Raw genomic sequence first — 21,298 nt, 5'->3', positions numbered from 1 at the left:
GAGGAGCGGATTGCCTATGGCAGGCGCCAGCGTCATTGTGTCCTGGCCATCAGAATGGCTCGGGATCTTTCCGGGTTGCCTGGGTGAGGAGGGTTTCGTTGGCCGTTTTCTTCGTAGGCGTCTCGAGAAGTGTCGGGCCAACTCATCGAGCAACGAGACCATCCACCCGGGCTCGCCGGCATTGGATGCGAAGATCAAAAAATGGAGCAGATGTCAGGACAACTACCTTGCCTTCGTTCAACTCGCGTCAGTCAGGCTATGGCTGCGCCTTAATGAATCCGCGCCCTAACACTACTTTGGCAGATTGTTAGAATTGGGCTTTTTATTAGGATTGAACGAAGCCGCTGCCGCGGCGTGAGGGGCAAGGTGGCGTAGATCGCCTCCTGGCTGAGAGGATGTGGGTGTTGGAGCCCACCCCCTCAGACAGGAGTATGAGATGGCCGATTTGAGCCCTCTTCGCCGCCGCATGATCGAAGACATGACCGTCCGCAATCTGTCGCCGGCGACGCAACGATCCTACATCAGCGCGGTTTCGAAGTTCAGCCGCTATTTTGGCCGATCGCCTGACCGGTTAGAGCTGGAAGACGTCCGCGCCTTCCAGGTGCATCTGGTCTCGACCGGCATCTCATGGCCGGCGCTGAACCAGATCGTCTGTGCGCTACGGTTTTTCTACGGCGTCACGCTCGGCGAGGCACTGATCCCGGAGCGCATTCCCTATGCGCGAGAACCGCGCAAGCTGCCGGTCGTGCTCAGCGCCGACGAAGTGGTTCAGTTCCTCGAGGCCGTGTCCAGCCTGAAGAGCCGCGCCGCGCTCACCACGGCCTATGCGGCCGGACTCAGGGCCTCCGAAGTCGCGGGACTGCGGATCGAAGACATCGACAGCGCCCGCGGCGTCATCCAGGTGCGCCACGGCAAGGGGGCGAAGGACCGCAACGTGATGCTGTCGCCCCAGCTGCTGGGTATCCTGCGCACGTACTGGCGGCTCGCCCGGCCGCGGCTTTATCTGTTCCCTGGTCGTGACGAAGATCATCCGATCGATCAGACCGTGTTGCACGCCGCCTGTCGGTCTGCGGTGAAGGCTGCGGGCCTGACCAAGCGCGTCACGCTCCACACGCTGCGCCACAGCTTCGCGACGCATCTTCTCGAGAACGGAACCGATATCCGGATCATCCAGGTCTTGCTCGGGCACAATAATTTGTCGTCGACAGCGCGCTACACGCAGGTCGCCACCGATACGATCCGGGCGACGCAGAGCCCGCTCGATCGCCTGTCGCTGGCCGCGGCGGGATGCGGGTGATGATCCGCCCCGACAGCCGCTGCAACAGGCCCGCCATCGAGATCGCCGATATTCTGCGCCGGCATGGCGACACCTATCGCCGTGTACATGCCGGTCATCTCGGTCGGGTCGAGCGGCGCGTGATGAGCGCGATCGTGGCGTGCCGGACCGAGGCGCTCGGCGGCCACATGGAGGCTTGCGACGACTGCGGCATGACGCGGATCGCCTATAATTCCTGTCGCAACCGGCACTGTCCGAAGTGTCAGGGGCCAGCCCGAGCCGCGTGGCTCGCCGCGCGAGAAGCCGACCTGCTGCCGGTTCCCTATTTCCACATCGTCTTCACACTGCCGGCTCCGATCGCCGCGATCGCCTTTCAGAACAAGGCCATCGTTTATGCGATCCTGTTCAAAGCCGCCGCCGAGGCAATGTCGACGCTCGCCGCCAATCCACGCCGGCTCGGCGCCGGGATCGGCGTCGTCGCCGTCCTCCACACCTGGGGGCAGGCGCTGACGCACCATCCCCACGTCCACTGCGTCGTGCCGGGCGGCGGCCTCTCGCCCGATAGCGCGCACTGGATCGCCAGCCGACCAAACTTCTTCCTGGCCGTCAAACCGCTCGCCCGGCTGTTCAGACGCCTGTTCCTCGAACGTCTGACCGCCGCCTTCGACGCCGGCACCCTGAACTTCTTCGGCGATCTCGCATCCCTGGCCGAGCCTGCCGCCTTCGCAGCTCACCTCGTCGCTATGCGGCGCATCAGCTGGGTCGTCTACGCCAAACGGCCGTTCGGCGGCCCCGCGCAGGTGCTGGCCTATCTCGGCCGCTATACCCATCGCGTTGCAATCGCCAACAGCCGGCTCGTCGCCCTCGACGAGGATCACGTCGCCTTTACCTGGAAGGACTACCGCCAGAATGGCGCGACAAAGATCATGAAGCTCAAGCCCGACGAGTTCATCCGCCGCTTCCTTCTTCACACGCTGCCCGATGGCTTCCATCGCATCCGCCACTTCGGCTTCATGGCCAACGGCCATCGCGCTGCCAAACTTGCTCTTTGCCGCAAACTTCTCGATCGTGAGCGGACACCGCCAAACGATGGCGAGCCGTCGCCTGTGGATTCGGACGCTCTGACGTGGGCCAAGGCTCCCGCCTGCCCTGATTGTGGTGGCGTCATGCGCATCATCGAGCGCTTTCGACACAGCTTCAGCTGTTCCGGCGCTCCCACCCAATCGTACCGGTGCGACACATCGTGAGCCAACTTATACCGTGCACGAAGATCGTCATTCGTCATTATGATCCCATCGTCTCGATCATCGCAGACGCTGCCGAAAGAGCTGGCCCCGGTTGTTTGGACAGCGCCCCGCTGGATTTAAGTGGATTCCTGCCGGGTTATGCTGAACGCGGGGCTTTACGGTTTTGTCGTTGCGTCGGGAGGGCGTAGCCCGACCAGAGCGACGACAAAACCGTCGGCGACGGTCATGCGGCCATCACCATAGCTTGCGTGCCGAAGTAAGCCTCGTCGGGCGTGCGCCCGTCAAGGCTCGAGTGAGGGCGTCCCTGATTGTAGAAGGCCAGATACTTGGCAATTGACGCTCGCGCCTCGGACACGCTGTCGTAGGCGCGGAGATATACTTCTTCGTATTTGACCGTGCGCCAGAGCCGCTCGACAAACACGTTGTCGCGCCAGGCGCCCTTGCCGTCCATGCTGATGGCGATCTTCGCGTCCAGCAGCACATCGGTGAACTCGAGGCTGGTGAACTGGCTGCCCTGATCCGTGTTGAAAATCTCGGGCCTGCCGTGCTTCGCCAACGCCTCCTGGACCGCTTCGACGCAGAAGGCCGCCTCCATTGTGATCGAGACGCGATGGGCCAGGACCCGTCGGCTGAACACATCGACGACCGCCGCGAGATAGACGAAGCCACGCCGCATCGGAATGTAGGTGATGTCCATTGCCCACGCATGGTCGGGCCGCTCGATCTTCAATCCGCGCAACAGGTACGGGTAGATCTTGTGACCCGGAGCCGGCTTGCTCGTGTTCGGGCGACGATAGACCGCCTCGATCCCCATGCGCTTCATCAGCGTCGCGATGTGGCGGCGACCGGCGTATACGCCCTCCCGCCGCAGCAACGATCGCAGCATACGCGCTCCCGCGAAGGGATAATCGAGATGCAGCTCATCGAGCCGACGCATCAAGGCAAGGTCCTCGGCCGAAACTGGCCGAGGTTCATAGTAGACCGTGCTGCGAGCCAGCTTCAGGACCTTCGCCTGGCGCACGATAGAAAGATCATGATCGCGGTCGATCATCGCTTTGCGCTCAGCAGGCCCGCCTTGGTGAGCGCGCCGGACAAAAAATCGTTTTCCAACGCCAGCTCGCCGATCTTGGCATGTAACGCCTTCAAATCGACCGGCGTCTCGGCCGATGTCTTGTCATGCCCAAACACGCCGGCGGCGCCTTCCAGGAGCTGGTTTTTCCAGATCGTGATCTGGTTCGGATGAACATCAAACAGTTGCGCCAGCTCCGCCAGTGTCTTGTCGCCTTTGACCGCAGCCAAAGCAACCTTCGCCTTGAATGCCGGAGAATGCGTCCGGCGGCTCTTCTTCGTCATCTTCGCTCCTGATTCGCAGCAAGAATCCTCGCCGCTGTCAGGCAGAAAATCCACTCAAGCTACTGTCCGAATTTGCGGGGCCAGCTCTCTCTACCTCGCCGTCGAAGACATCGATCACACCCGCACCAAGACGAGGAGCCCACAGACCAACGGCATTGTCGAGCGCTTCCACCGCACCGTGCTCGAGGAGTTCTATCGCGTCGTGTTCCGCAAGAAGATCTATCCGAGCATCACTGCCTTGCAGAGCGATCTCGATGAGTGGATCGCTGCCTACAATGAGGTGCGCCCACATCAGGGGCGCTGGTGCTACGGCAAGACGCCGATGCAAACTTTGCGTGACGCAAGTGCTCTGTCGAGAGAAAAATTGTTGCCGGCTGCGTGGGGTCGCACATGAAACCTTTGTCGGACACCTGCCGCGACAAAGCACTCGCTGTCAGCTCAAGTCCCTTCTTTTACAAAGTTTTCCGTCTTGCAACACAGCGGCCTACATTCTCATCCGAGCGCCGATGTTCGCCACACCCCGCAATGGCAAGCTTGCTTGCGCGCCGATTGGCGATCCTCCGGACTGCGGGCTGATAACCCTCCCGAAAGGAGTGTTCTCTCCAGGCTCCATGCTTTTGTAAGATAGAGCTTGATGGGGCTCGGCGCTGCTCAGGCAGTCCGCCAAGCCGATGGAGGCATGAGCGCTGTCACCGGATGGCTCACCGCCGCAAGACGATACCTCACCGGATCCCCAGTCGAGCCATCTGCGCTGAAGCGTGCTCCGGATCGGGGAGGGGCTGCCACGGCTGGCCAGCGGCGGTGCTTAACAAGGACTTGCAGAACACAGGAGTGAGCCTGCCGCGATGGATCACGACATTGTCGTGCCCCTCGGCGGCTCGAGCGCTCTGCCAGTGCCGATTGTAGCCGCGCTGTTCGTCGGACTTGACGTGGCAAGCGGCGAATTCGCGATCGCCCAGCGTTGCCAATTGCCAGGCATTTACCGGGCGCTTGGTATGGATGTGCACCCACATCGGCCTTGGCATCGCACCGCTGCGCAGCGCCCTGGGCTGCAGCTTGATTTCGAATAGCGTCCCCGGCTCTCCCTTCAAGGCGTGCGGTGGATCCACTGACGCCAGTTCTCCCGCTTCCCGCAACTGTTCTAGGTATTCTTGCGATGGAAACGCATAGGTCTTCGTGCAATCGCTTGTGATTGCTGCCTTTCGCGCGTTCAATGAGCTTGCCTGTCCCTGAACCTCGGACCACATCCTTGTCAGCCGGACTATTTTTTCGTGCACTTCAGGCACTTGCGCAGGCGTGAGCAGGCCCCGCCGGCGAGGCTCCTCCAGCGCGGCTACACAGGCCTCAATCTCGGAGGACTGCGTCTGCATGCGCTTGATGACGACATCCAACACGTGTTCGGCGTCCTCGGGCTTCATGTGGCGAGCTTGCGAGGCGGCGCTTTGCTGAGCCGGCAGATCGAACTGCAGCAGCTGGTCCAATCGCTCAAGTAATCCCGGCAGTGCTTTCCTGGATGGCGGAGCCATCCACATCTGGAGGTTATCGGCCGCAGCGGATGACGCGCGTGCCTGCTCCGGAGTGGCGAGTTTCTTTGTACCGAGATCCGAGAGCACGATGACCTTGCCCGCCGGGGCCGTCGCCGCATCGGGCCTAGCGAGTTGCGGCGTGGCGGGGCTGGCCGTCGAACTCCCCTCTCCTGCGGCTGCTGCGGGCCTTGCTTTGCCCGTTCTGCGCGCCGGACTGCCTCCGCCCGCTGGGCCAATATTATCCGGAAGCGCAGCCCAAGCCGGCGGTTCAATCGTGGCTTGCGTCTTTGGCTGCAATGCCAGCAGCCGCATGACTTCGTTCGCCGTCACCCACGCAGCTTCCACGATCTGGTCCAGCAACGGCAACGGAAGGTCAGTTTCCGTTGCAGTCCCCCTCAGGCTGTCAAGCATGCCGCTCAGCCCCGATGCAAATTCCGAAAGTCGTTCCATGACTCCTTCCAGAACGGCGCGATGCTCCGCTTCGAGCGCCGCTCCATCGCTGTACAGAACGGCTTGGGCCGTCGAGACGAACGCCGGAAAAACATCTCCGATGAAGGCCCCGAGCAGGCGCACCCTCCCGCTCTCATCCATGAGGGCGTCGCGCACGTCTGGTTCCAACGTGCTCGCTTGCGAGTTGACTAAAAGCTCCACGAGAGCGATCCGCGATTGCAGATACATGCACTTCGTAAAGAGCGCCCAGCCCGTATGATGCCTTAGTGCGGCATCTTCGGCCGTGCGCATGGCGGGCGTGCTGCCTGGAAGGTGGGCGGTAGCGGCACAGACTGACTGCATCCGCTCACAGCGCAGCACCTTCTTTCCCCACAACTCCATGCATGCTGCATAGTGGTTCGCAACGCTTGTAAACAGGCGGCTCAGCTGTGCAGGCGAGGCGATGTCTTTGAGGCTGTCGAGCACGCCTTGTGCTTTCTTTCTGCTCTCCTCCAGCTCGTAGATAATCTGGGTCGCCACTTCATTACATTCGTCAGCCTCCCTCACAGTGTCATCGCGGAGCCGGCGAGCCCGATCGTTTGGCAGAATTCGGCGCGCCAAATCGGGTGGCAGACTGGCGTAGTACGCCAGAACTGTTGCGCCTGCTTTGACGACCTGATCCATCAGATCTTGTCTCTCCGGCAAGTTCCGGGCATGCCCGGCCGCTCGGCGGCAAGCTTCAAGTTCCTCAAGCAGGCTGCTCAATTCTCGCTTTGCTGCCTTTATCTCCTCCCTCGTTGGCGCCGCTACGTCCGAAGTTGGCGGCGGGTTCGCAAGCGTCGCCGCTCTCACATCAGGCTCAGACCGTATCCGCCCTACGACGGCATCGAAGGACTGATCGCGTTCCCCAGGGAAGAGACCAGACTCCGGGCTCGAACGGCTCAATTCCCTAATGCTTTCGGCTCCCGCGGCCTCAAGCTCTGATGGACCAGCTCGGCCAATGCCTTTCATGCTTCATCTCCGGATAATTGAGGGTGCGCAGCCTGTCTGGATAGGCCGACTGGCTGACGACTAGCTGACCAAGAGCATTCATCCGGATGCGCAAGGAAGAAGATGCGGCCTTGTGTTCGACTTCTATCGCAGCTTCCATGCTGCTGAAGTAACCGCGTCAGTTCCGGTGTCATCAGCTGAGACGCGAACAGGCCAGAGCTATGGCGGAATCTGGGTGATGACGGTGTGAGGAAGGCGGCGTATCGAGGCGGGTGACGAGCCTGCCAGAACCTCTCGAGGAGAGCGATACGCCATGACCGAGACTACCAATGTTCTTGCTTTCCGTCAGCCGTCCGCGGTTGATGATCCACTGTAAACGGTACGAGAGGCCCACGGAGCCACGGACTTGGTGCGGACGGCCTACGCACCGCGCTTGAAGCGTATAGGCATCCAGAACTGCCGGAGGGCCTCGACGGTTGCTGGAATGTTGCGCCAGGCGTTTTGGATGATGGGCTGCGTTCCCAGCGTGCGCCGGGCCGGGGGTAGCAAGGGTCGACCGGCGTCGTCGATGCAATGGACCAAGATCGGCCGCAGCATAAGGTGTTCGGTTCCATTCGGGGGGAGAAGCCGCGACCAGACGAGAAGCCGAAGCTTCATGACGGCGTAGAAGCCCATGCACCAGGGCTGCGGGTCGACTTCGCCGTCCGGTGATCGCACGAACAGCGGCTCGAAGCTCTCCGGTCTCGTCGACAGCGTCTCGCTGATAGCGTTGTGGCGCATCAGCGTGGCGGCGATTGCCGAGAACTCCTCGGTGTCGTGATTGAAGGCGTCGGGATCTACGCCGAGGAGCGGGCACACCCATTCCTCGGACGCCATCGAGACCGGCCCGGCGACGACCGCGGCCACCGCGCCATCGAGCATGGAGAGCGACGTCGCCCGCGGATGCCGAAGCGTCGGCGACCTGGCGCGCTTGCTGATCCATTGCCCGAGCCGTTCGAACGACATGGCATAGTCCGCCATCGTCGTCTTGCGTGCTTTTCGCGTTCCCCGCCCTTGCTTCGGCTTCGTCATGCCACGGCCCGCTTTTCGGCTTCGCGTGCGGCCTTCCAGTTCCAGGCCAGAAGTTCGTGAAGCTGGTTGGTCTTCGTGGCGCCGCTCACCATGCGATCGAGAACGTCGACGAGATACGCCTCGGGGTCGAGGCCATTCAATTTCGCTGTGTTAAGAAGCGAAGCGAGTATCGCCCAGGTCTCGCCCCCGCCTTCGTCACCACTGAACAACGAGTTCTTTTTTCCGATCGCAATTGGCCTGATCGATCGTTCGACCGTGTTGGTGTCCGGCTCGAGCCGCCCGTCATCCAGGAACGTCGTCAGGCCCTGCCAGCGTTCGAGCATGTAGTCGATCGCCTTGATGAGCGTCGAGCGGCGGGAGATCCCGTCCTTCACCGCGATCAGACGGGCCCTCAACGCCTCCATCAGCGGCTTCGTCTCGGCCTGTCGCGTCGCGCGGCGTTCCCCAGCATCGAGACCGCGGATCCTCTCCTCGATCGCGTAGACGGCCGCAATGCGCTCGATGACCTCCGCGGCGAAGGGTGAGTTCGTCGTCTTGTGCACCCTCACGAAGTTGCGGCGCGCGTGAACGAGACAATACGCCAGCTGGATCTGGCCCGACATCATCGCATCGCCCGCCAGCGAGGCGTAGGCGGCATAGCCGTCGACTTGCAGCACGCCTTCGAAGCCGGCTAACTGCGCCACGATCTCCTTTTTGCCGCGACCACCTGCGAACACGTAGGCGACCGCCGGCGGCGCCGGCCCCTTCCACGCCCGATCGTCCGTCGCGTGCGCCCAGAACTGGCAGATCCTCGTGCGGCCGCGTCCCGGATCGAGCACTGGCATCGGCGTCTCGTCGCAGAACAGCCGCTCGAAGCCGTGCATAGTCTTCAGTTGCAGATCGTAGAGGCCCCTGACCAGCCACGCCGCGCTCCCCATCCAGCGCGCCAGCGTCTGACGGTCGACGACGACACCCTGACCCGCCAGGATCTGCGTCTGGCGATAGAGCGTCGATTGCCAGGCATATTTGGCCGCGGCGATATGCGCGATCAGCGCCGTCGTTGCCATGCCGCCCTCGACGAGCCGCGCCGGTGCCGGGGCCTGGACAATCGGGCCCTCACAGGAGCGGCAGGCGTATTTTGGACGGATCGTGCGGAGCACGCGCAGCCACGCGGGAACCCGATCGAGCGCTTCGCTGCTCTCCTCGCCGATCCGATGCATCTGACCCGTGCAGCACGGGCACAGCGTGGACGCCGGCTCGATCACCCGCTCGACCCGAGGCAGATGCGCCGGCAGCGCGCCGATGTTGCGCTTCGCTTTGCGCCGCTCCGGCCGCGGCGCGTCCGGTTTGTCGTCATTGGCCGGGAGCTGTGAGCCGGCGGTCCGTTCCAGATCAAACGCGATCTGTTCGGCGCAGACGATCGCCGCGCGCTCCGATCGTGCGCCGAAGATCAGGCTCTTCAACGTGGCGATCTCTGCGCGCAGATCATCGTTCTCGCCTTCGAAAGCCAGCACCATCTCGGCAAGAGCCGCAGGGTCAGAGGGGAGATCTTCGGGGCGAAGCGCCATATCGCAGAGCTACACGAACGCACTCGCAATCGCCAGCAAAACAAGACGCTTCAGGCAACCTTCGTCGGCCGCTTCGTCACCTTCGGGACCACACGCGACCACTCCGCAAGACCTTCAATCAGCATCGCCAGTTGCGCCCCCGTCACCGGCATCGTACCCTCGCGAACAGGTGGCCAGGCAAAGCCCCCATTCTCCAGCCACTTCGTCGCTAGAACCATTCCCGAGCCGTCAAAAACCAGTAGCTTCAAACGATCCGATCGCTTCGATCGGAAGACATAAACGTCACCGCTGTAGGGCTTGCCGCCTAATCCCTCCGCTACCAGCGCGACAAGGCCATGAACGCCTTTACGAAAGTCAATCGGCTGCGTCGCGACGAACACACGGACCATTGGACCGAAAGAGATCATCGCGTCGATCTCACCGCCGCCAGCACGCGCTCCAGCGTCGCGGCGTCGACGCCGACGGGCACGCGCACCGTCGCGCCCGCGATCATCACCTCGATCCGCTCGGCCGGATCCGTCAGAACATGCGCCTTATCGATCGCGTTCGGCTGCGCCTCGACGGCGGCCTGGAGCCTGACTTGCACGAACTGCGGCGCTTCGCTCGACGCGAGCCGCGCCTGGCGCCGCCACACACTGAGCAGTCCCCGGTTCACCCCGTTGCGTCGAGCCACCTCGGAAATGCTCGTCTCCGGATCGGCACTCTCGGCCACGATCCGCGCCTTCTCCGCATCGCTCCAACTGCGCCGTCGCCTCTCCCCTGTGATCACCTCGATCCGCTGATAGGAGGCGGCATCATGCCCGTCTTGATGTCTGTCTTGATGCATGGAACGAGCGTCCCTCGCGTTGTCAAATCCACGCGCGAGTCTCGCTCATCCCGTCCACCTAAACGAGGTGGGGTCGTCGTACCGCTATCGATCCACTGACCGATATCGTTCGTGCCGGCGCGCGGGACCTGCTTGCCAGGGCGATCGAGATCGAGGTTGGCGCGTTTCTGGCCAGCACGGCCAATCTGACGCTGCCCGACGGTCGAGCGCGCCTGGTCCGACATGGGCACGGTCCGGTGCGCGAGATTGCGACCGGCATCGGTCCGGTGGAGGTCGCTCGTCCCAAGGTCCGCGACCGCGGAGCGAGCGGGCCAGGCGACCGCCTCCGCTTCAGTTCGGCAATCCTGCCGCTATGGGCGCGGCGGACGAAGAGCCTGGATGCCTTGATCCCGGTCCTCTATTTGCGCGGCATCTCGACCGGCGACTTCCAGGAGGCGCTCTCGGCGCTGCTCGGCAAGGATGCGCCGAACCTGTCGCCTTCGGTGATCGCCGGCCTGAAGGCCGATTGGCAGGTCGAGTACGAACGCTGGCAGAGACGCGATCTGTCGGCGCGTCGCTATGTCTACATCTGGGCCGATGGCGTGTACCTGCAGGCCCGCATGGAAGATCACAGCGAATGCATGCTGGTGCTGATTGGCACCACGCCGGAAGGCAAGAAGGAGCTGATCGGCTTCCAGGTCGGCGTGCGCGAGAGCGCGCAGAGCTGGCGCGAACTCCTGATCGACCTGCGGCAACGCGGGTTGAGCTATGGCTGATTTTGGGTGACGCGGCCTGATCAGGCGGCGTGGCTTTCAGTGTTCGGAATGACTTCGATTCCGTCGATGAACTTTACACCGGCGATGACTTTCGGCAACTGGTTCGTGCTCTTCAATCGCCGCCAGGTCTTCGATGCGGCGTCGATGAGCTTGAACACCATCAGCTTCGCAGTTTGTTGCGACAGCGATCCCTTGGTCCGCACCGTTCGGTGGCGCACCGTGGCGAAGACGCTCTCGATCGGGTTCGAGCTGCGTAGGTGGATCCAGTGCTCAGCAGGGAAGTCGAAGAAGGCGAGCAGCGCATGGCGATCCTTGATCAGGCACTCCACCGCACGTCCGTATTTGACGTGGTATTTCTCGACGAAGACGTCGATCGCGGTTTCAGCTTCGGCCCGGTGTGGGGCCAGATAGATGTTCCGCAGGTCGTTCTTCATGAGGCCCTGCACGGATTTGGCGACCTTGTCGAGTACGTTGCTCACTTTATGGCACCAGCATCGTTGGTGCCGCGTGCCGGGAAAGGCCTCGTCCAGTGCCTTCCAGAAGCCGAGGGCGCCGTCGCCGATGGCGAGTTGCGGGGCAATCCGTAACCCGCGTTGCCGCAGGTCGATCAGGAGTTCGCGCCAGCTCTGCGCGCTCTCGCGCACGCCGACCTGGAAGCCGATCAGCTCCTTCTTGCCTTCCGGCGTGGTGCCAATCAGCACCAGCATGCATTCGCTGTGATCTTCCATGCGGGCCTGCAGGTACACGCCATCGGCCCAGATGTAGACATAGCGACGCGCCGACAGATCGCGTCTCTGCCAGCGTTCGTACTCGACCTGCCAATCGGCCTTCAGGCCGGCGATCACCGAAGGCGACAGGTTCGGCGCATCCTTGCCGAGCAGCGCCGAGAGCGCCTCCTGGAAGTCGCCGGTCGAGATGCCGCGCAAATAGAGGACCGGGATCAAGGCATCCAGGCTCTTCGTCCGCCGCGCCCATAGCGGCAGGATTGCCGAACTGAAGCGGAGGCGGTCGCCTGGCCCGCTCGCTCCGCGGTCGCGGACCTTGGGACGAGCGACCTCCACCGGACCGATGCCGGTCGCAATCTCGCGCACCGGACCGTGCCCATGTCGGACCAGGCGCGCTCGACCGTCGGGCAGCGTCAGATTGGCCGTGCTGGCCAGAAACGCGCCAACCTCGATCTCGATCGCCCTGGCAAGCAGGTCCCGCGCGCCGGCTCGAACGATATCGGTCAGTGGATCATCAACCGCGGACGGCTGACGGAAAGCAAGAACATTGGTAGTCTCGGTCATGGCGTATCGCTCTCCTCGAGAGGTTCTGGCAGGCTCGTCACCCGCCTCGATACGCCGCCTTCCTCACACCGTCATCACCCAGATTCCGCCATAGCTCACGCGGGTTCCGGATTGCCCCGCAACTCGCCATCGGCGACGGCGCCCTCGGCTTCTGGAAGGCACTGGACGAGGCCTTTCCCGGCACGCGGCACCAACGATGCTGGTGCCATAAAGTGAGCAACGTACTCGACAAGGTCGCCAAATCCGTGCAGGGCCCCATGAAGAACGACCTGCGGAACATCTATCTGGCCCCACACCGGGCCGAAGCTGAAACCGCGATCGACGTCTTCGTCGAGAAATACCACGTCAAATACGGACGTGCGGTGGAGTGCCTGATCAAGGATCGCCATGCGCTGCTCGCCTTCTTCGACTTCCCTGCTGAGCACTGGATCCACCTACGCAGCTCGAACCCGATCGAGAGCGTCTTCGCCACGGTGCGCCACCGAACGGTGCGGACCAAGGGATCGCTGTCGCAACAAACTGCGAAGCTGATGGTGTTCAAGCTCATCGACGCCGCATCGAAGACCTGGCGGCGATTGAAGAGCACGAACCAGTTGCCGAAAGTCATCGCCGGTGTAAAGTTCATCGACGGAATCGAAGTCATTCCGAACACTGAAAGCCACGCCGCCTGATCAGGCCGCGTCACCCAAAATCAGCCATAGCTCAACAGGCCAGACGCCCCCTTATAGAAAACTGACAGCTATAGAAAAATGACAGTCGCGTGCACCAAGCATTCGCCTCACGTATCGTTCTTCACGGGCGATTCAACGTCTGCCCGGTTATAAATAGCTGCCGACAGAACCTTCGCTTCTATCCATTCATCTGCGCAGTTTGAAGAAGCCAAGATAGTTCACATCAATCCACACCCACCGCACACCGGCGGTCGAGACTGTCCCGATCATGGCCTAAGCTTCAATCCGCACGGGGAGAGCGGAATAGCCGTGCACGAAGTTAGATGCAATTCGCTCGGGTTCGCCGACGACCTTGATCTTCAATCCCCCATCCAAAATCTCTTCCCAGAGGACTCTCAACTGCAGTTCCGCAAGGTGTCGGCCAAGACAGCGATGGATTCCGAATCCGAACGAGAGGTGTTGCCGCACATTCTTGCGGTCGATCACGAAACTGTTGGCGTTCTCAATGACCTCTTCGTCTCTATTGCCGGAGATGTACCACATGACGACCTTGTCGCCTGTCCTGATCGGTTTTCCCCCAACGATGCTGTCTATAGCAGCAGTGCGGCGCATATGTGCGATCGGCGTCTGGTATCGAATGATCTCAGACACGGCGCTCGAGATCAACTTGGGATTGTCAGTTAGTTTCCGCAGTTCGGAGGGGTACTGGCTCATGAACAGGAGGCCGCCGGTAATCGAGTTGCGCGTGGTATCATTGCCGCCTACGATCAGTAGAATGAGGTTCCCAAGAAACTCAGTTGGCTCCATATGGCGTGTGACGGGTGAATGCGCCATCAAGGAAATCAGGTCGAGGCGTGGCTCGGCATTGATGCGCTCGTTCCAAAGCCGTGTGAAATAGTCCAGGCACTCCGACAAGATGGTGCTTCGCTTGTCCCAGCTGTCGATGGCATAGCCTGCTTTAGGAGTTGTAACAGCTGCGTCCGACCAATAGGTCAGGAGTCGCCGATCCTCAAACGGGAAGTCGAACAGCGTGGCGAGCGTTTGCGTCGTCAACTCTATGGAGACCTTGGTTACCCAATTGAAGACTTCATTACGCGGCAAGCCATCGAGAATCATCCGGACCCGAGAGCGGATCAAGGTTTCGAGCCTCGTCAGGCTTTCCGGCCCGACGATCGGACTCACCGTGTTGCGCTGCTCGGCGTGCTGGGGAGGCCCCATCTTGATGAAACTTGGGGTCCAGTGCTTATCAGGCACCTCGACAATGGTGACACCTTGCTGTGACGAAAACGCGTGGTGGTTTGTGTCGACCGCTACGATATCCCGGTATTTCGTTATTGACCAATATGGACCATGAGCGCTATTTTGACAGTAGTGAACGGGATCTTCTCTTCGCAACCGCTCGAAGCAACCCCATATGCTGTCGTCTTGAAAGCGCTTGCCCTCGCTTACATCCAGCTCGCTGAGCGGGATAATATATCCATCATCCGCTCTATGGATTTCCAATCGCCTGTTCATAACATCTCCGCAGATTTTGTTCGCGAGAGCTTACGGATCCAAACTTACGATTCACCGGTTTGAGCTGTCGTGGCGTTTGGCTGTGACAAGCTACCCGAACAGACTATCTCAAAGTGCGGCTAGCCAGCCCTACCATGTCGGGCAGTAAGGATCGCATTGACAGAGCTGGCCCCGGTTGTTTGGACAGCGCCCCGCTGGATTTAAGTGGATTCCTGCCGGGTTATGCTGAACGCGGGGCTTTACGGTTTTGTCGTTGCGTCGGGAGGGCGTAGCCCGACCAGAGCGACGACAAAACCGTCGGCGACGGTCATGCGGCCATCACCATAGCTTGCGTGCCGAAGTAAGCCTCGTCGGGCGTGCGCCCGTCAAGGCTCGAGTGAGGGCGTCCCTGATTGTAGAAGGCCAGATACTTGGCAATTGACGCTCGCGCCTCGGACACGCTGTCGTAGGCGCGGAGATATACTTCTTCGTATTTGACCGTGCGCCAGAGCCGCTCGACAAACACGTTGTCGCGCCAGGCGCCCTTGCCGTCCATGCTGATGGCGATCTTCGCGTCCAGCAGCACATCGGTGAACTCGAGGCTGGTGAACTGGCTGCCCTGATCCGTGTTGAAAATCTCGGGCCTGCCGTGCTTCGCCAACGCCTCCTGGACCGCTTCGACGCAGAAGGCCGCCTCCATTGTGATCGAGACGCGATGGGCCAGGACCCGTCGGCTGAACACATCGACGACCGCCGCGAGATAGACGAAGCCACGCCGCATCGGAATGTAGGTGATGTCCATTGCCCACGCATGGTCGGGCCGCTCGATCTTCAATCCGCGCAACAGGTACGGGTAGATCTTGTGACCCGGAGCCGGCTTGCTCGTGTTCGGGCGACGATAGACCGCCTCGATCCCCATGCGCTTCATCAGCGTCGCGATGTGGCGGCGACCGGCGTATACGCCCTCCCGCCGCAGCAACGATCGCAGCATACGCGCTCCCGCGAAGGGATAATCGAGATGCAGCTCATCGAGCCGACGCATCAAGGCAAGGTCCTCGGCCGAAACTGGCCGAGGTTCATAGTAGACCGTGCTGCGAGCCAGCTTCAGGACCTTCGCCTGGCGCACGATAGAAAGATCATGATCGCGGTCGATCATCCCTTTGCGCTCAGCAGGCCCGCCTTGGTGAGCGCGCCGGACAAAAAATCGTTTTCCAACGCCAGCTCGCCGATCTTGGCATGTAACGCCTTCAAATCGACCGGCGTCTCGGCCGATGTCTTGTCATGCCCAAACACGCCGGCGGCGCCTTCCAGGAGCTGGTTTTTCCAGATCGTGATCTGGTTCGGATGAACATCAAACAGTTGCGCCAGCTCCGCCAGTGTCTTGTCGCCTTTGACCGCAGCCAAAGCAACCTTCGCCTTGAATGCCGGAGAATGCGTCCGGCGGCTCTTCTTCGTCATCTTCGCTCCTGATTCGCAGCAAGAATCCTCGCCGCTGTCAGGCAGAAAATCCACTCAAGCTACTGTCCGAATTTGCGGGGCCAGCTCTCGATCTATCCGGTGGTCTTCTTCGACGCGCTCAGGGTCAAGATTCGCGATGAGGGGATGGTCAAGAACAAGGCAGTCTACGTCGTGCTGGGCATCACTGCATCGGGCGAGAAAGACGTGCTCGGGCTTTGGATCGAGCAAACCGAAGGCGCCAAATTCTGGCTCAAGGTCATGAACGATCTGAGGAACCGCGGCGTCGCCGACATCCTGATCGCCGTCGTCGACGGTCTGAAGGGCTTTCCCGAGGCGATCAACAGCGTCTTTCCCAAGGCGATGGTCCAGACCTGCATCGTGCATTTGATCCGCAACAGCCTATCCTTCGTGTCCTGGAAGGATCGCAAGGCGATCCTTCCCTCGATCAAGGCGATCTATCATGCCGAGAATGCCGACGCCGCTCTGCTCAGGCTCGAGGACTTCGAAGCCGAGTGGGGCAAGCGCTATCCCGCGATCGGGGCGGCCTGGCGCCGGGCGTGGGAGCACGTCATTCCGTTCTTCGCCTTCGCGCCGGAGATACGCAAAATGATCTATACCACCAACGCGGTCGAGGCGCTGAACCGTTCGCTGCGCAAGATCATCAAAACACGCGGCAGCTTCCCCAACGACGAGGCGGCGATGAAGCTGCTTTACCTCGCCATCAGAAATGCCGGCATCCATTGGCGACGACCGGTTGCATGGACGGCCGCAATGGGCCAGTTTGCCATCCAGTTCGGCGAGCGCTTTGCAGGCTCAGCGGACTGACCCCATGGGGTCAGTCCGCTGACCCCGCAAACCCCTCACAGAGACGCTCTTACACAAAACTTCTGACACTCCCTCGGCTCTTGCCGGCGCGCTCGCGGCCGAAAGCAAGGACAACAGGATCGTTAGTCCTCGGCCAGTAACCTTCATATGCTCTTCTCCCTCGATAAGTACCGCCGATTGCGGCCTCCAAGTCGTGATGCTCGCGATGCGTTTGGCTGATTCCAGACAACAAGCGCGCTCGTACAAAGCAGCCTGTCGCAACGACGCGCAAGACGTTGTAATGGCTATTCCGACATCACAACCTCGTATGTTAGGTTTGCGGAAGTGGCTTAGCTTCCCGCGCGTCGACTAGACCGGCTTGATCCAGCGTCGTCCGCTTGGAAACAGCAAACCAAACCGGTTGCGCTGGTCCGCCACAGGCCTCTCGAGCGAGAGAATGTAGTTCTCGCCTCTGCATAAGTAGACGATCTACGAACGCGCCTTTCGCCACCTCAAGCACCGGCTCGTCCATCTTGCTGTGCACGGGCTGTCTGCCTTAGATCACGCGTCCACAATGAAGTGGTGGGCGCGTCCTGGCGTGCCGATCCGAACAATCTCAGGCATCCAATAGTCGTCCGTGAAGAATGCAGATCGGCCTGAGACATAGGCAGAAGTTGTCTCGATAAAGTATTCGATTTTGCAAGAAAGCCGGGTGTTGGGCCGCGGTTTCTTGCGTTTTGGGATTTTGCTTTCGAGCGATTCGTGATTCCCTGACGGCGGGTCATCGGCATTGGGGACGGCGATGAGCAAACCGCGGGATGATCGCCAAAAGGACCTGTTGCTTCCGGCGCTCGATCAAATCATCGACATGGGCCACCCGCTGGTGCGGTTGGCGGCGCTGATCGACTGGAACTTTCTGGATGACCGCTTTGGTTCGGTGTGCCAAACCGGTCCGGGGCAGCCTGGACTGCCGACGCGGCTTGTCGCCGGCCTGTTCATCCTGAAGCACATGCACAATCTCTCGGATGAGGTGCTGTGCGCTCGCTGGATCGAGAACCCTTATTACCAATACTTCTGCGGCGAGTTGAGCTTCTGCCACCGGCTGCCGTTCGATCGATCGTCGATGACGCGCTGGCGCCAGCGGCTCGGCGAGGAGGCTCTCGTCGCGCTGATCCAGGAAAGTCTGTCGGTGGCACACAAGACTGGCGCCATCGGTCCCAAGGACCTGGAGCGAGTGGTGGTCGATACCACGGTGCAGCCCAAGGCCGTTGCGCATCCGACCGACGCGCGGCTGACGCATCGGGCCATCACCAAGCTCGTCGGGTTCGCCAAGCGCAACCGTGTGCCGCTGCGCCAGAGCTATCTGCGCCTGGCCAAACGCGCCGCCATCATGGTCGGCCGCTATACCCACGCTCATCAGTTCAAGCGCGCCCGGCGCCAACTCAAGTTCCTGCGGACGCGGCTTGGCCGGATCATCCGCGACGTCCGCCGCAAGATTGATGGCGATGCGGCGCTGGAAGCGCGCTTCGGCCCGCTGCTCGATCTGGCGCAGCGGGTGCGCAGCCAGGATCAGCATCAGCGCGGCCCGAAGATCTATGCGTTGCATGCGCCGGAGGTCGAGTGCATCGGCAAGGGCAAAGCCCGCGCGCCTTACGAGTTCGGCTGCAAGGTCAGTATCGCCACCCCCGTGACGTCCCCGAAGGGCGGACAGTTCGTGCTCCATGCCAAGGCGCTGCACGGCAATCCCTTCGACGGCCACACGCTCGGCCCCGTGGTCGCCGACATGGAGAAGCTCACCGGGGTGGAGGCTCGCCGTATCCATGTCGACAAAGGGTACCGCGGCCACAACTACCCGCACCGGTTCAGGGTCTGGATCTCGGGTCAGGTTCGCCGCGTCACGGCTTCCATCCGGCGCGAGATGAAGCGTCGCGCGGCTGTCGAACCCGTCATCGGTCACGTCAAGGCCGAGCACCGCATGGACCGCAACTATCTCAAAGGCCGCGTCGGCGACCGTATCAACGCCGTCCTCGCCGCGGCCGGCTACAACTTCGGCCTGCTCCTGCGATGGCTCGCAGAACTCTTGCGGGCCATCATCCGGGCCTTCGCCGAAACTGTCCCGGCTCAAAAGATCGCTTAAATCAGCGCTCGTCCGCGTTCTTCACGGAGGACCCAATAGCAGCCCAATCGAACACCAATGCCAGGAGGCAAACGGCAGCACCGATTTTGATCCGACGCTTCGCGCGACTTCCTTCCGGCTGGCTGTTCGCCATGCTGACTGACTCAATTCGACTCCGTCAAGAGCTGAAACTAAATGGCGCCCTCTCTGGTCTGTCAGCTTCTCGAAAGCTGCGCCTGCAACAATCTAGGCTGGCATCCGGCACTTCGAAGGGAGAGAGATATGAACGTTGATCCACGAAATGCTGTGGACACTCCCTTTGAGGTTCACAACGTGGTACAGCAGGCGCGCCGCGTCCATGGACAACAGGATGAGCTTGGCGCCGAGAGCAGCGCAACGGCACACAATTCCGAAGATCAAGCAAGCTTCGAGCAGCAGCTGAATGACTTGGATCTAGACGACCTCGATTCGGCCTACCCGACGCCGCCTTCACTCTGCTTAGCGGCAAATTCCGCGACTGCCACGTCCTCGTCTGCGCCAGGCGAGGCCGCCTCGGAACCCGGTAGCTGCCCAGCCCCATCATTTGTCAGTGCCCGCGCTCAGCTTGCAGCAACACTGACAGGTGCCAATCTTGAAGTGCTTCGCAATGAGATCGACCTTGCCGTGCAGCAGGCGGCGCGCTGGTCACCGGCGAGCGCACCTAGCATTGACCGAGACGGCGTATTTGACGACGTCGTGAGGTCGTCTTATGTCACACTGCGGCGTTTTCAGAATCAGAATAGTGACTGCAAGCCGCATACGGACGAAAACACAAGCGCCATATTGCATGTTCGCAACACGGCTCGGGATCATTCTTCCATTGGAGATCATCCAGAGCGGTATCCTATTGACCGGGCGCGCCAAGCTGGCTGGCATATGCGCGGCAAGACAACAACATCACCCTTCGTATCGTTGGTCGAAGATCCGGCGAAACTCGCCGTTTCTCGCGATCATTGGGCGAGGGCGATCGCCAACAATGCGAACGCACTGCACACCTACACTGTTCCGAAGCACAGTGTCTGGACGCCAGACGACGTGATGAGCAGCATTGCGCTCAGAATGAATGCTGAAGACTACGACAACATCGATGCGGACGTCGATTTGATGTGCTCACTTGGCAGAACGCCAACGAAAGAGACCGAGCGCCTGTTCTTGGGCGGAAACTTGGAAAGCTACCGCACCGGCAGAGAAGAAAATCCCTATAAGCGCGAGAGCAATGAGTAGATGGTCTCTCGGCCAAACCGTTGGGCTGGTTCGTTGGTTTTCAAGCACCCAAACTCCCAAAAGAAAGACCTTGAAGCGGCGTACCAACTCCGCACACGCAGAACAGCTTAAGCTTATGCGGCGACCGGCGGCCCGATCAACTCGCCGGTCGAGCGGCAGAGCGGTTCGGCCTCCGACAAGATGCACTTCCGGCGACGCGAGGATGTCGGACAATCCTCCTCCTGTGCGCGCTCGTTGGAGCATCCCGGCGCCTTGGACATTGTGAGTTCGAACGACATACGAGCTCACGGCTGGCTGGCGGCTTTGGTGGAGTTACGCCGCTGAACGCGCTGCGTCCCTCTCTGTACTCGGTCTGAAATTGGCCGCGCGGTCAAGCAACAGGTGTTTCGGCCGCGATCGCATCGGGCATTCGCTCCCCGCGATAAGCCGCGCTGTTACAAGACAGCCGATCCGTCACCTGGATGCGTTCCATCAAAACAATCGATTTTGCGGAGCGCGCCTAAGAGGCTCATAGTCGATCGCAATATAAGGAGGCCGCATTCAAGATGACGTCTGGCAATCGATTCTCTCCTCAATCCCTTGCCGAACAACTTGGCTCGAGCGATCGACAGTCTTCACCTCGAACGTTGCTTCCTGTTCATCAAGTGGACGTCCACCTCTCGCCACGGTCTCCCCGCTAAATTGACACGCATGAGGCGGATCGGATCGCCCCGCTCCTGGTGTCATGGCTTACCCCGCTTGCCAAGAGCGCCTGCCTCTTCTGCACTCAATAGCGCTTCTGCGAGACGTTTAATTGGACGGACGAATGCTCACGGCTTTGTACACAGCGAGACGGACCGCCGCGCGCAGTTCGACGGCATGGTCGAACTGTGTCGCCGTTGCCTCACAACGATTCCAAACTGAAGGCACCCCGACAAAGAGCATTCAATTGCACTTGAATCTCACCTCGCGTCAGATTGTAGGATTTCCGACAGTCTCGCGACACAGTCCGCTCGTGTGAACTCTTCCTGACGGGTACCAACAATTGCGAACGTCTCAAAAACTCAATGCTCGGCCGATTCGGTTGATCACACTACCCAACTCCTCCTTTTTAGAGCTTGCATCGTTCATCTGCTCTGTGAGGGCTGGGCGAAGCGCCGTCTTCGCAGGCAGACCTGGATCCAGCGCGCGAGAACGACGCGGG

Annotated in this window: 13 protein-coding genes and 4 pseudogenes; 8 read left to right on the top strand and 9 right to left on the bottom strand. The window is 61.1% G+C overall.

Going from position 1 to position 21,298, the window contains the following annotated elements; all coding sequences use genetic code 11:
• Positions 1-436 precede the first annotated feature (436 nt).
• Both ABIF91_RS22545 and ABIF91_RS22540 read left to right on the top strand, forming a co-directional pair.
• A complete protein-coding gene (locus tag ABIF91_RS22545) occupies positions 437-1,297 on the top strand; it encodes a tyrosine-type recombinase/integrase (RefSeq protein ID WP_035695117.1) in 861 nt (286 codons plus the stop codon).
• Positions 1,297-2,523 carry an IS91 family transposase gene (locus ABIF91_RS22540; protein ID WP_424579164.1) on the top strand — a complete coding sequence of 409 codons (1,227 nt, stop codon included), beginning with the start codon at positions 1,297-1,299 and terminating at the stop codon, positions 2,521-2,523. The genes ABIF91_RS22545 and ABIF91_RS22540 overlap by 1 nt, the downstream gene beginning before the upstream one ends.
• A 223-nt stretch (positions 2,524-2,746) precedes the next feature.
• Here ABIF91_RS22540 and ABIF91_RS22535 read toward each other — a convergent pair.
• Positions 2,747-3,876 (bottom strand): IS3-like element ISRj2 family transposase gene (locus tag ABIF91_RS22535; RefSeq protein ID WP_129557670.1). Its coding sequence is split into 2 segments (ribosomal slippage): positions 2,747-3,624 and positions 3,624-3,876, totalling 1,131 coding nucleotides; the frame shifts between segments, so codons are not numbered across the junction.
• Between the two features lie 88 nt (positions 3,877-3,964).
• Here ABIF91_RS22535 and ABIF91_RS22530 point away from each other — a divergent pair.
• Positions 3,965-4,270 (top strand): annotated as a pseudogene (locus ABIF91_RS22530) (integrase core domain-containing protein); the annotation flags it as partial.
• Positions 4,271-4,598: 328 nt separating this feature from the next.
• Here the strand turns inward: ABIF91_RS22530 and ABIF91_RS22525 are convergent.
• The 5 genes from ABIF91_RS22525 to tnpA form a co-directional block, all read right to left on the bottom strand.
• Complete coding sequence (locus ABIF91_RS22525; RefSeq protein WP_035680466.1) at positions 4,599-6,842, bottom strand: hypothetical protein; 2,244 nt, start codon at positions 6,840-6,842, stop codon at positions 4,599-4,601.
• A gap of 399 nt (positions 6,843-7,241) precedes the next feature.
• Positions 7,242-7,892 carry a UPF0149 family protein gene (locus tag ABIF91_RS22520; RefSeq protein WP_063712394.1) on the bottom strand — a complete coding sequence of 217 codons (651 nt, stop codon included), beginning with the start codon at positions 7,890-7,892 and terminating at the stop codon, positions 7,242-7,244.
• Complete coding sequence (tnpC, locus tag ABIF91_RS22515) at positions 7,889-9,439, bottom strand: IS66 family transposase (RefSeq protein ID WP_035681142.1); 1,551 nt, start codon at positions 9,437-9,439, stop codon at positions 7,889-7,891. The genes ABIF91_RS22520 and tnpC overlap by 4 nt, the downstream gene beginning before the upstream one ends.
• Before the next feature lie 50 nt (positions 9,440-9,489).
• Positions 9,490-9,846, bottom strand: a complete 357-nt coding sequence (gene tnpB / locus ABIF91_RS22510) for an IS66 family insertion sequence element accessory protein TnpB (protein ID WP_018273742.1) — start codon at positions 9,844-9,846, stop codon at positions 9,490-9,492.
• Positions 9,843-10,265 (bottom strand): IS66-like element accessory protein TnpA, encoded by a 423-nt coding sequence (gene tnpA, locus ABIF91_RS22505; protein WP_424578819.1) that lies wholly within the window; start codon positions 10,263-10,265, stop codon positions 9,843-9,845. The genes tnpB and tnpA overlap by 4 nt, the downstream gene beginning before the upstream one ends.
• A gap of 86 nt (positions 10,266-10,351) precedes the next feature.
• Here tnpA and ABIF91_RS22500 point away from each other — a divergent pair.
• Positions 10,352-11,011: pseudogene (locus tag ABIF91_RS22500) on the top strand (transposase); the annotation flags it as partial.
• Positions 11,012-11,040: 29 nt separating this feature from the next.
• Here the strand turns inward: ABIF91_RS22500 and ABIF91_RS22495 are convergent.
• The gene (locus tag ABIF91_RS22495; protein ID WP_038379337.1) at positions 11,041-12,309 is read right to left on the bottom strand and encodes an IS256 family transposase; all 1,269 of its coding nucleotides are present in this window, start codon (positions 12,307-12,309) and stop codon (positions 11,041-11,043) included.
• Between the two features lie 98 nt (positions 12,310-12,407).
• Here ABIF91_RS22495 and ABIF91_RS22490 point away from each other — a divergent pair.
• Positions 12,408-12,980: pseudogene (locus ABIF91_RS22490) on the top strand (transposase); the annotation flags it as partial.
• A 273-nt stretch (positions 12,981-13,253) separates the two neighbouring features.
• Here ABIF91_RS22490 and ABIF91_RS22485 read toward each other — a convergent pair.
• The gene (locus tag ABIF91_RS22485) at positions 13,254-14,495 is read right to left on the bottom strand and encodes a cytochrome P450 (protein ID WP_011084659.1); all 1,242 of its coding nucleotides are present in this window, start codon (positions 14,493-14,495) and stop codon (positions 13,254-13,256) included.
• A gap of 307 nt (positions 14,496-14,802) precedes the next feature.
• Positions 14,803-15,932, bottom strand: a protein-coding gene (locus tag ABIF91_RS22480; RefSeq protein ID WP_424578689.1) for an IS3-like element ISRj2 family transposase whose coding sequence is annotated in 2 segments (ribosomal slippage) — positions 14,803-15,680 and positions 15,680-15,932 — 1,131 coding nt in all. Because the reading frame shifts where the segments join, the coding sequence is not laid out codon by codon here.
• A gap of 90 nt (positions 15,933-16,022) precedes the next feature.
• On the opposite strand from ABIF91_RS22480, the pseudogene ABIF91_RS22475 reads away from it, so the two are divergent.
• The 3 genes and pseudogenes from ABIF91_RS22475 to ABIF91_RS22465 all read left to right on the top strand — a co-directional run.
• Positions 16,023-16,757 (top strand): annotated as a pseudogene (locus tag ABIF91_RS22475) (IS256 family transposase); the annotation flags it as partial.
• 781 nt (positions 16,758-17,538) lie between these two features.
• Positions 17,539-18,873, top strand: coding sequence for an IS5 family transposase (locus ABIF91_RS22470; protein WP_424578682.1), 1,335 nt, complete (start codon positions 17,539-17,541; stop codon positions 18,871-18,873).
• A 261-nt stretch (positions 18,874-19,134) separates the two neighbouring features.
• The gene (locus tag ABIF91_RS22465; protein ID WP_028153525.1) at positions 19,135-20,115 is read left to right on the top strand and encodes a hypothetical protein; all 981 of its coding nucleotides are present in this window, start codon (positions 19,135-19,137) and stop codon (positions 20,113-20,115) included.
• The last annotated feature ends 1,183 nt before the right edge of the window (positions 20,116-21,298 follow it).

It is taken from the genome of Bradyrhizobium sp. USDA 241, from assembly GCF_049739505.1.
GTDB classification, from domain to species: Bacteria; Pseudomonadota; Alphaproteobacteria; order Rhizobiales; family Xanthobacteraceae; genus Bradyrhizobium; species Bradyrhizobium liaoningense.
This window is presented reverse-complemented; position numbering and strand designations above follow the sequence as displayed.

What these genes read in the sequence shown, in the direction of transcription:
- tnpB (WP_018273742.1), bottom strand. Translation starts at nt 9,846, where the DNA reads ATGATCTCTTTCGGTCCAATGGTCCGTGTGTTCGTCGCGACGCAGCCG.
- ABIF91_RS22470 (WP_424578682.1), top strand. Translation starts at nt 17,539, where the DNA reads ATGAGCAAACCGCGGGATGATCGCCAAAAGGACCTGTTGCTTCCGGCG.
- ABIF91_RS22520 (WP_063712394.1), bottom strand. Translation starts at nt 7,892, where the DNA reads ATGACGAAGCCGAAGCAAGGGCGGGGAACGCGAAAAGCACGCAAGACG.
- ABIF91_RS22495 (WP_038379337.1), bottom strand. Translation starts at nt 12,309, where the DNA reads ATGACCGAGACTACCAATGTTCTTGCTTTCCGTCAGCCGTCCGCGGTT.
- tnpA (WP_424578819.1), bottom strand. Translation starts at nt 10,265, where the DNA reads ATGCATCAAGACAGACATCAAGACGGGCATGATGCCGCCTCCTATCAG.
- ABIF91_RS22465 (WP_028153525.1), top strand. Translation starts at nt 19,135, where the DNA reads ATGAACGTTGATCCACGAAATGCTGTGGACACTCCCTTTGAGGTTCAC.
- tnpC (WP_035681142.1), bottom strand. Translation starts at nt 9,439, where the DNA reads ATGGCGCTTCGCCCCGAAGATCTCCCCTCTGACCCTGCGGCTCTTGCC.
- ABIF91_RS22485 (WP_011084659.1), bottom strand. Translation starts at nt 14,495, where the DNA reads ATGAACAGGCGATTGGAAATCCATAGAGCGGATGATGGATATATTATC.
- ABIF91_RS22540 (WP_424579164.1), top strand. Translation starts at nt 1,297, where the DNA reads ATGATCCGCCCCGACAGCCGCTGCAACAGGCCCGCCATCGAGATCGCC.
- ABIF91_RS22545 (WP_035695117.1), top strand. Translation starts at nt 437, where the DNA reads ATGGCCGATTTGAGCCCTCTTCGCCGCCGCATGATCGAAGACATGACC.
- ABIF91_RS22525 (WP_035680466.1), bottom strand. Translation starts at nt 6,842, where the DNA reads ATGAAAGGCATTGGCCGAGCTGGTCCATCAGAGCTTGAGGCCGCGGGA.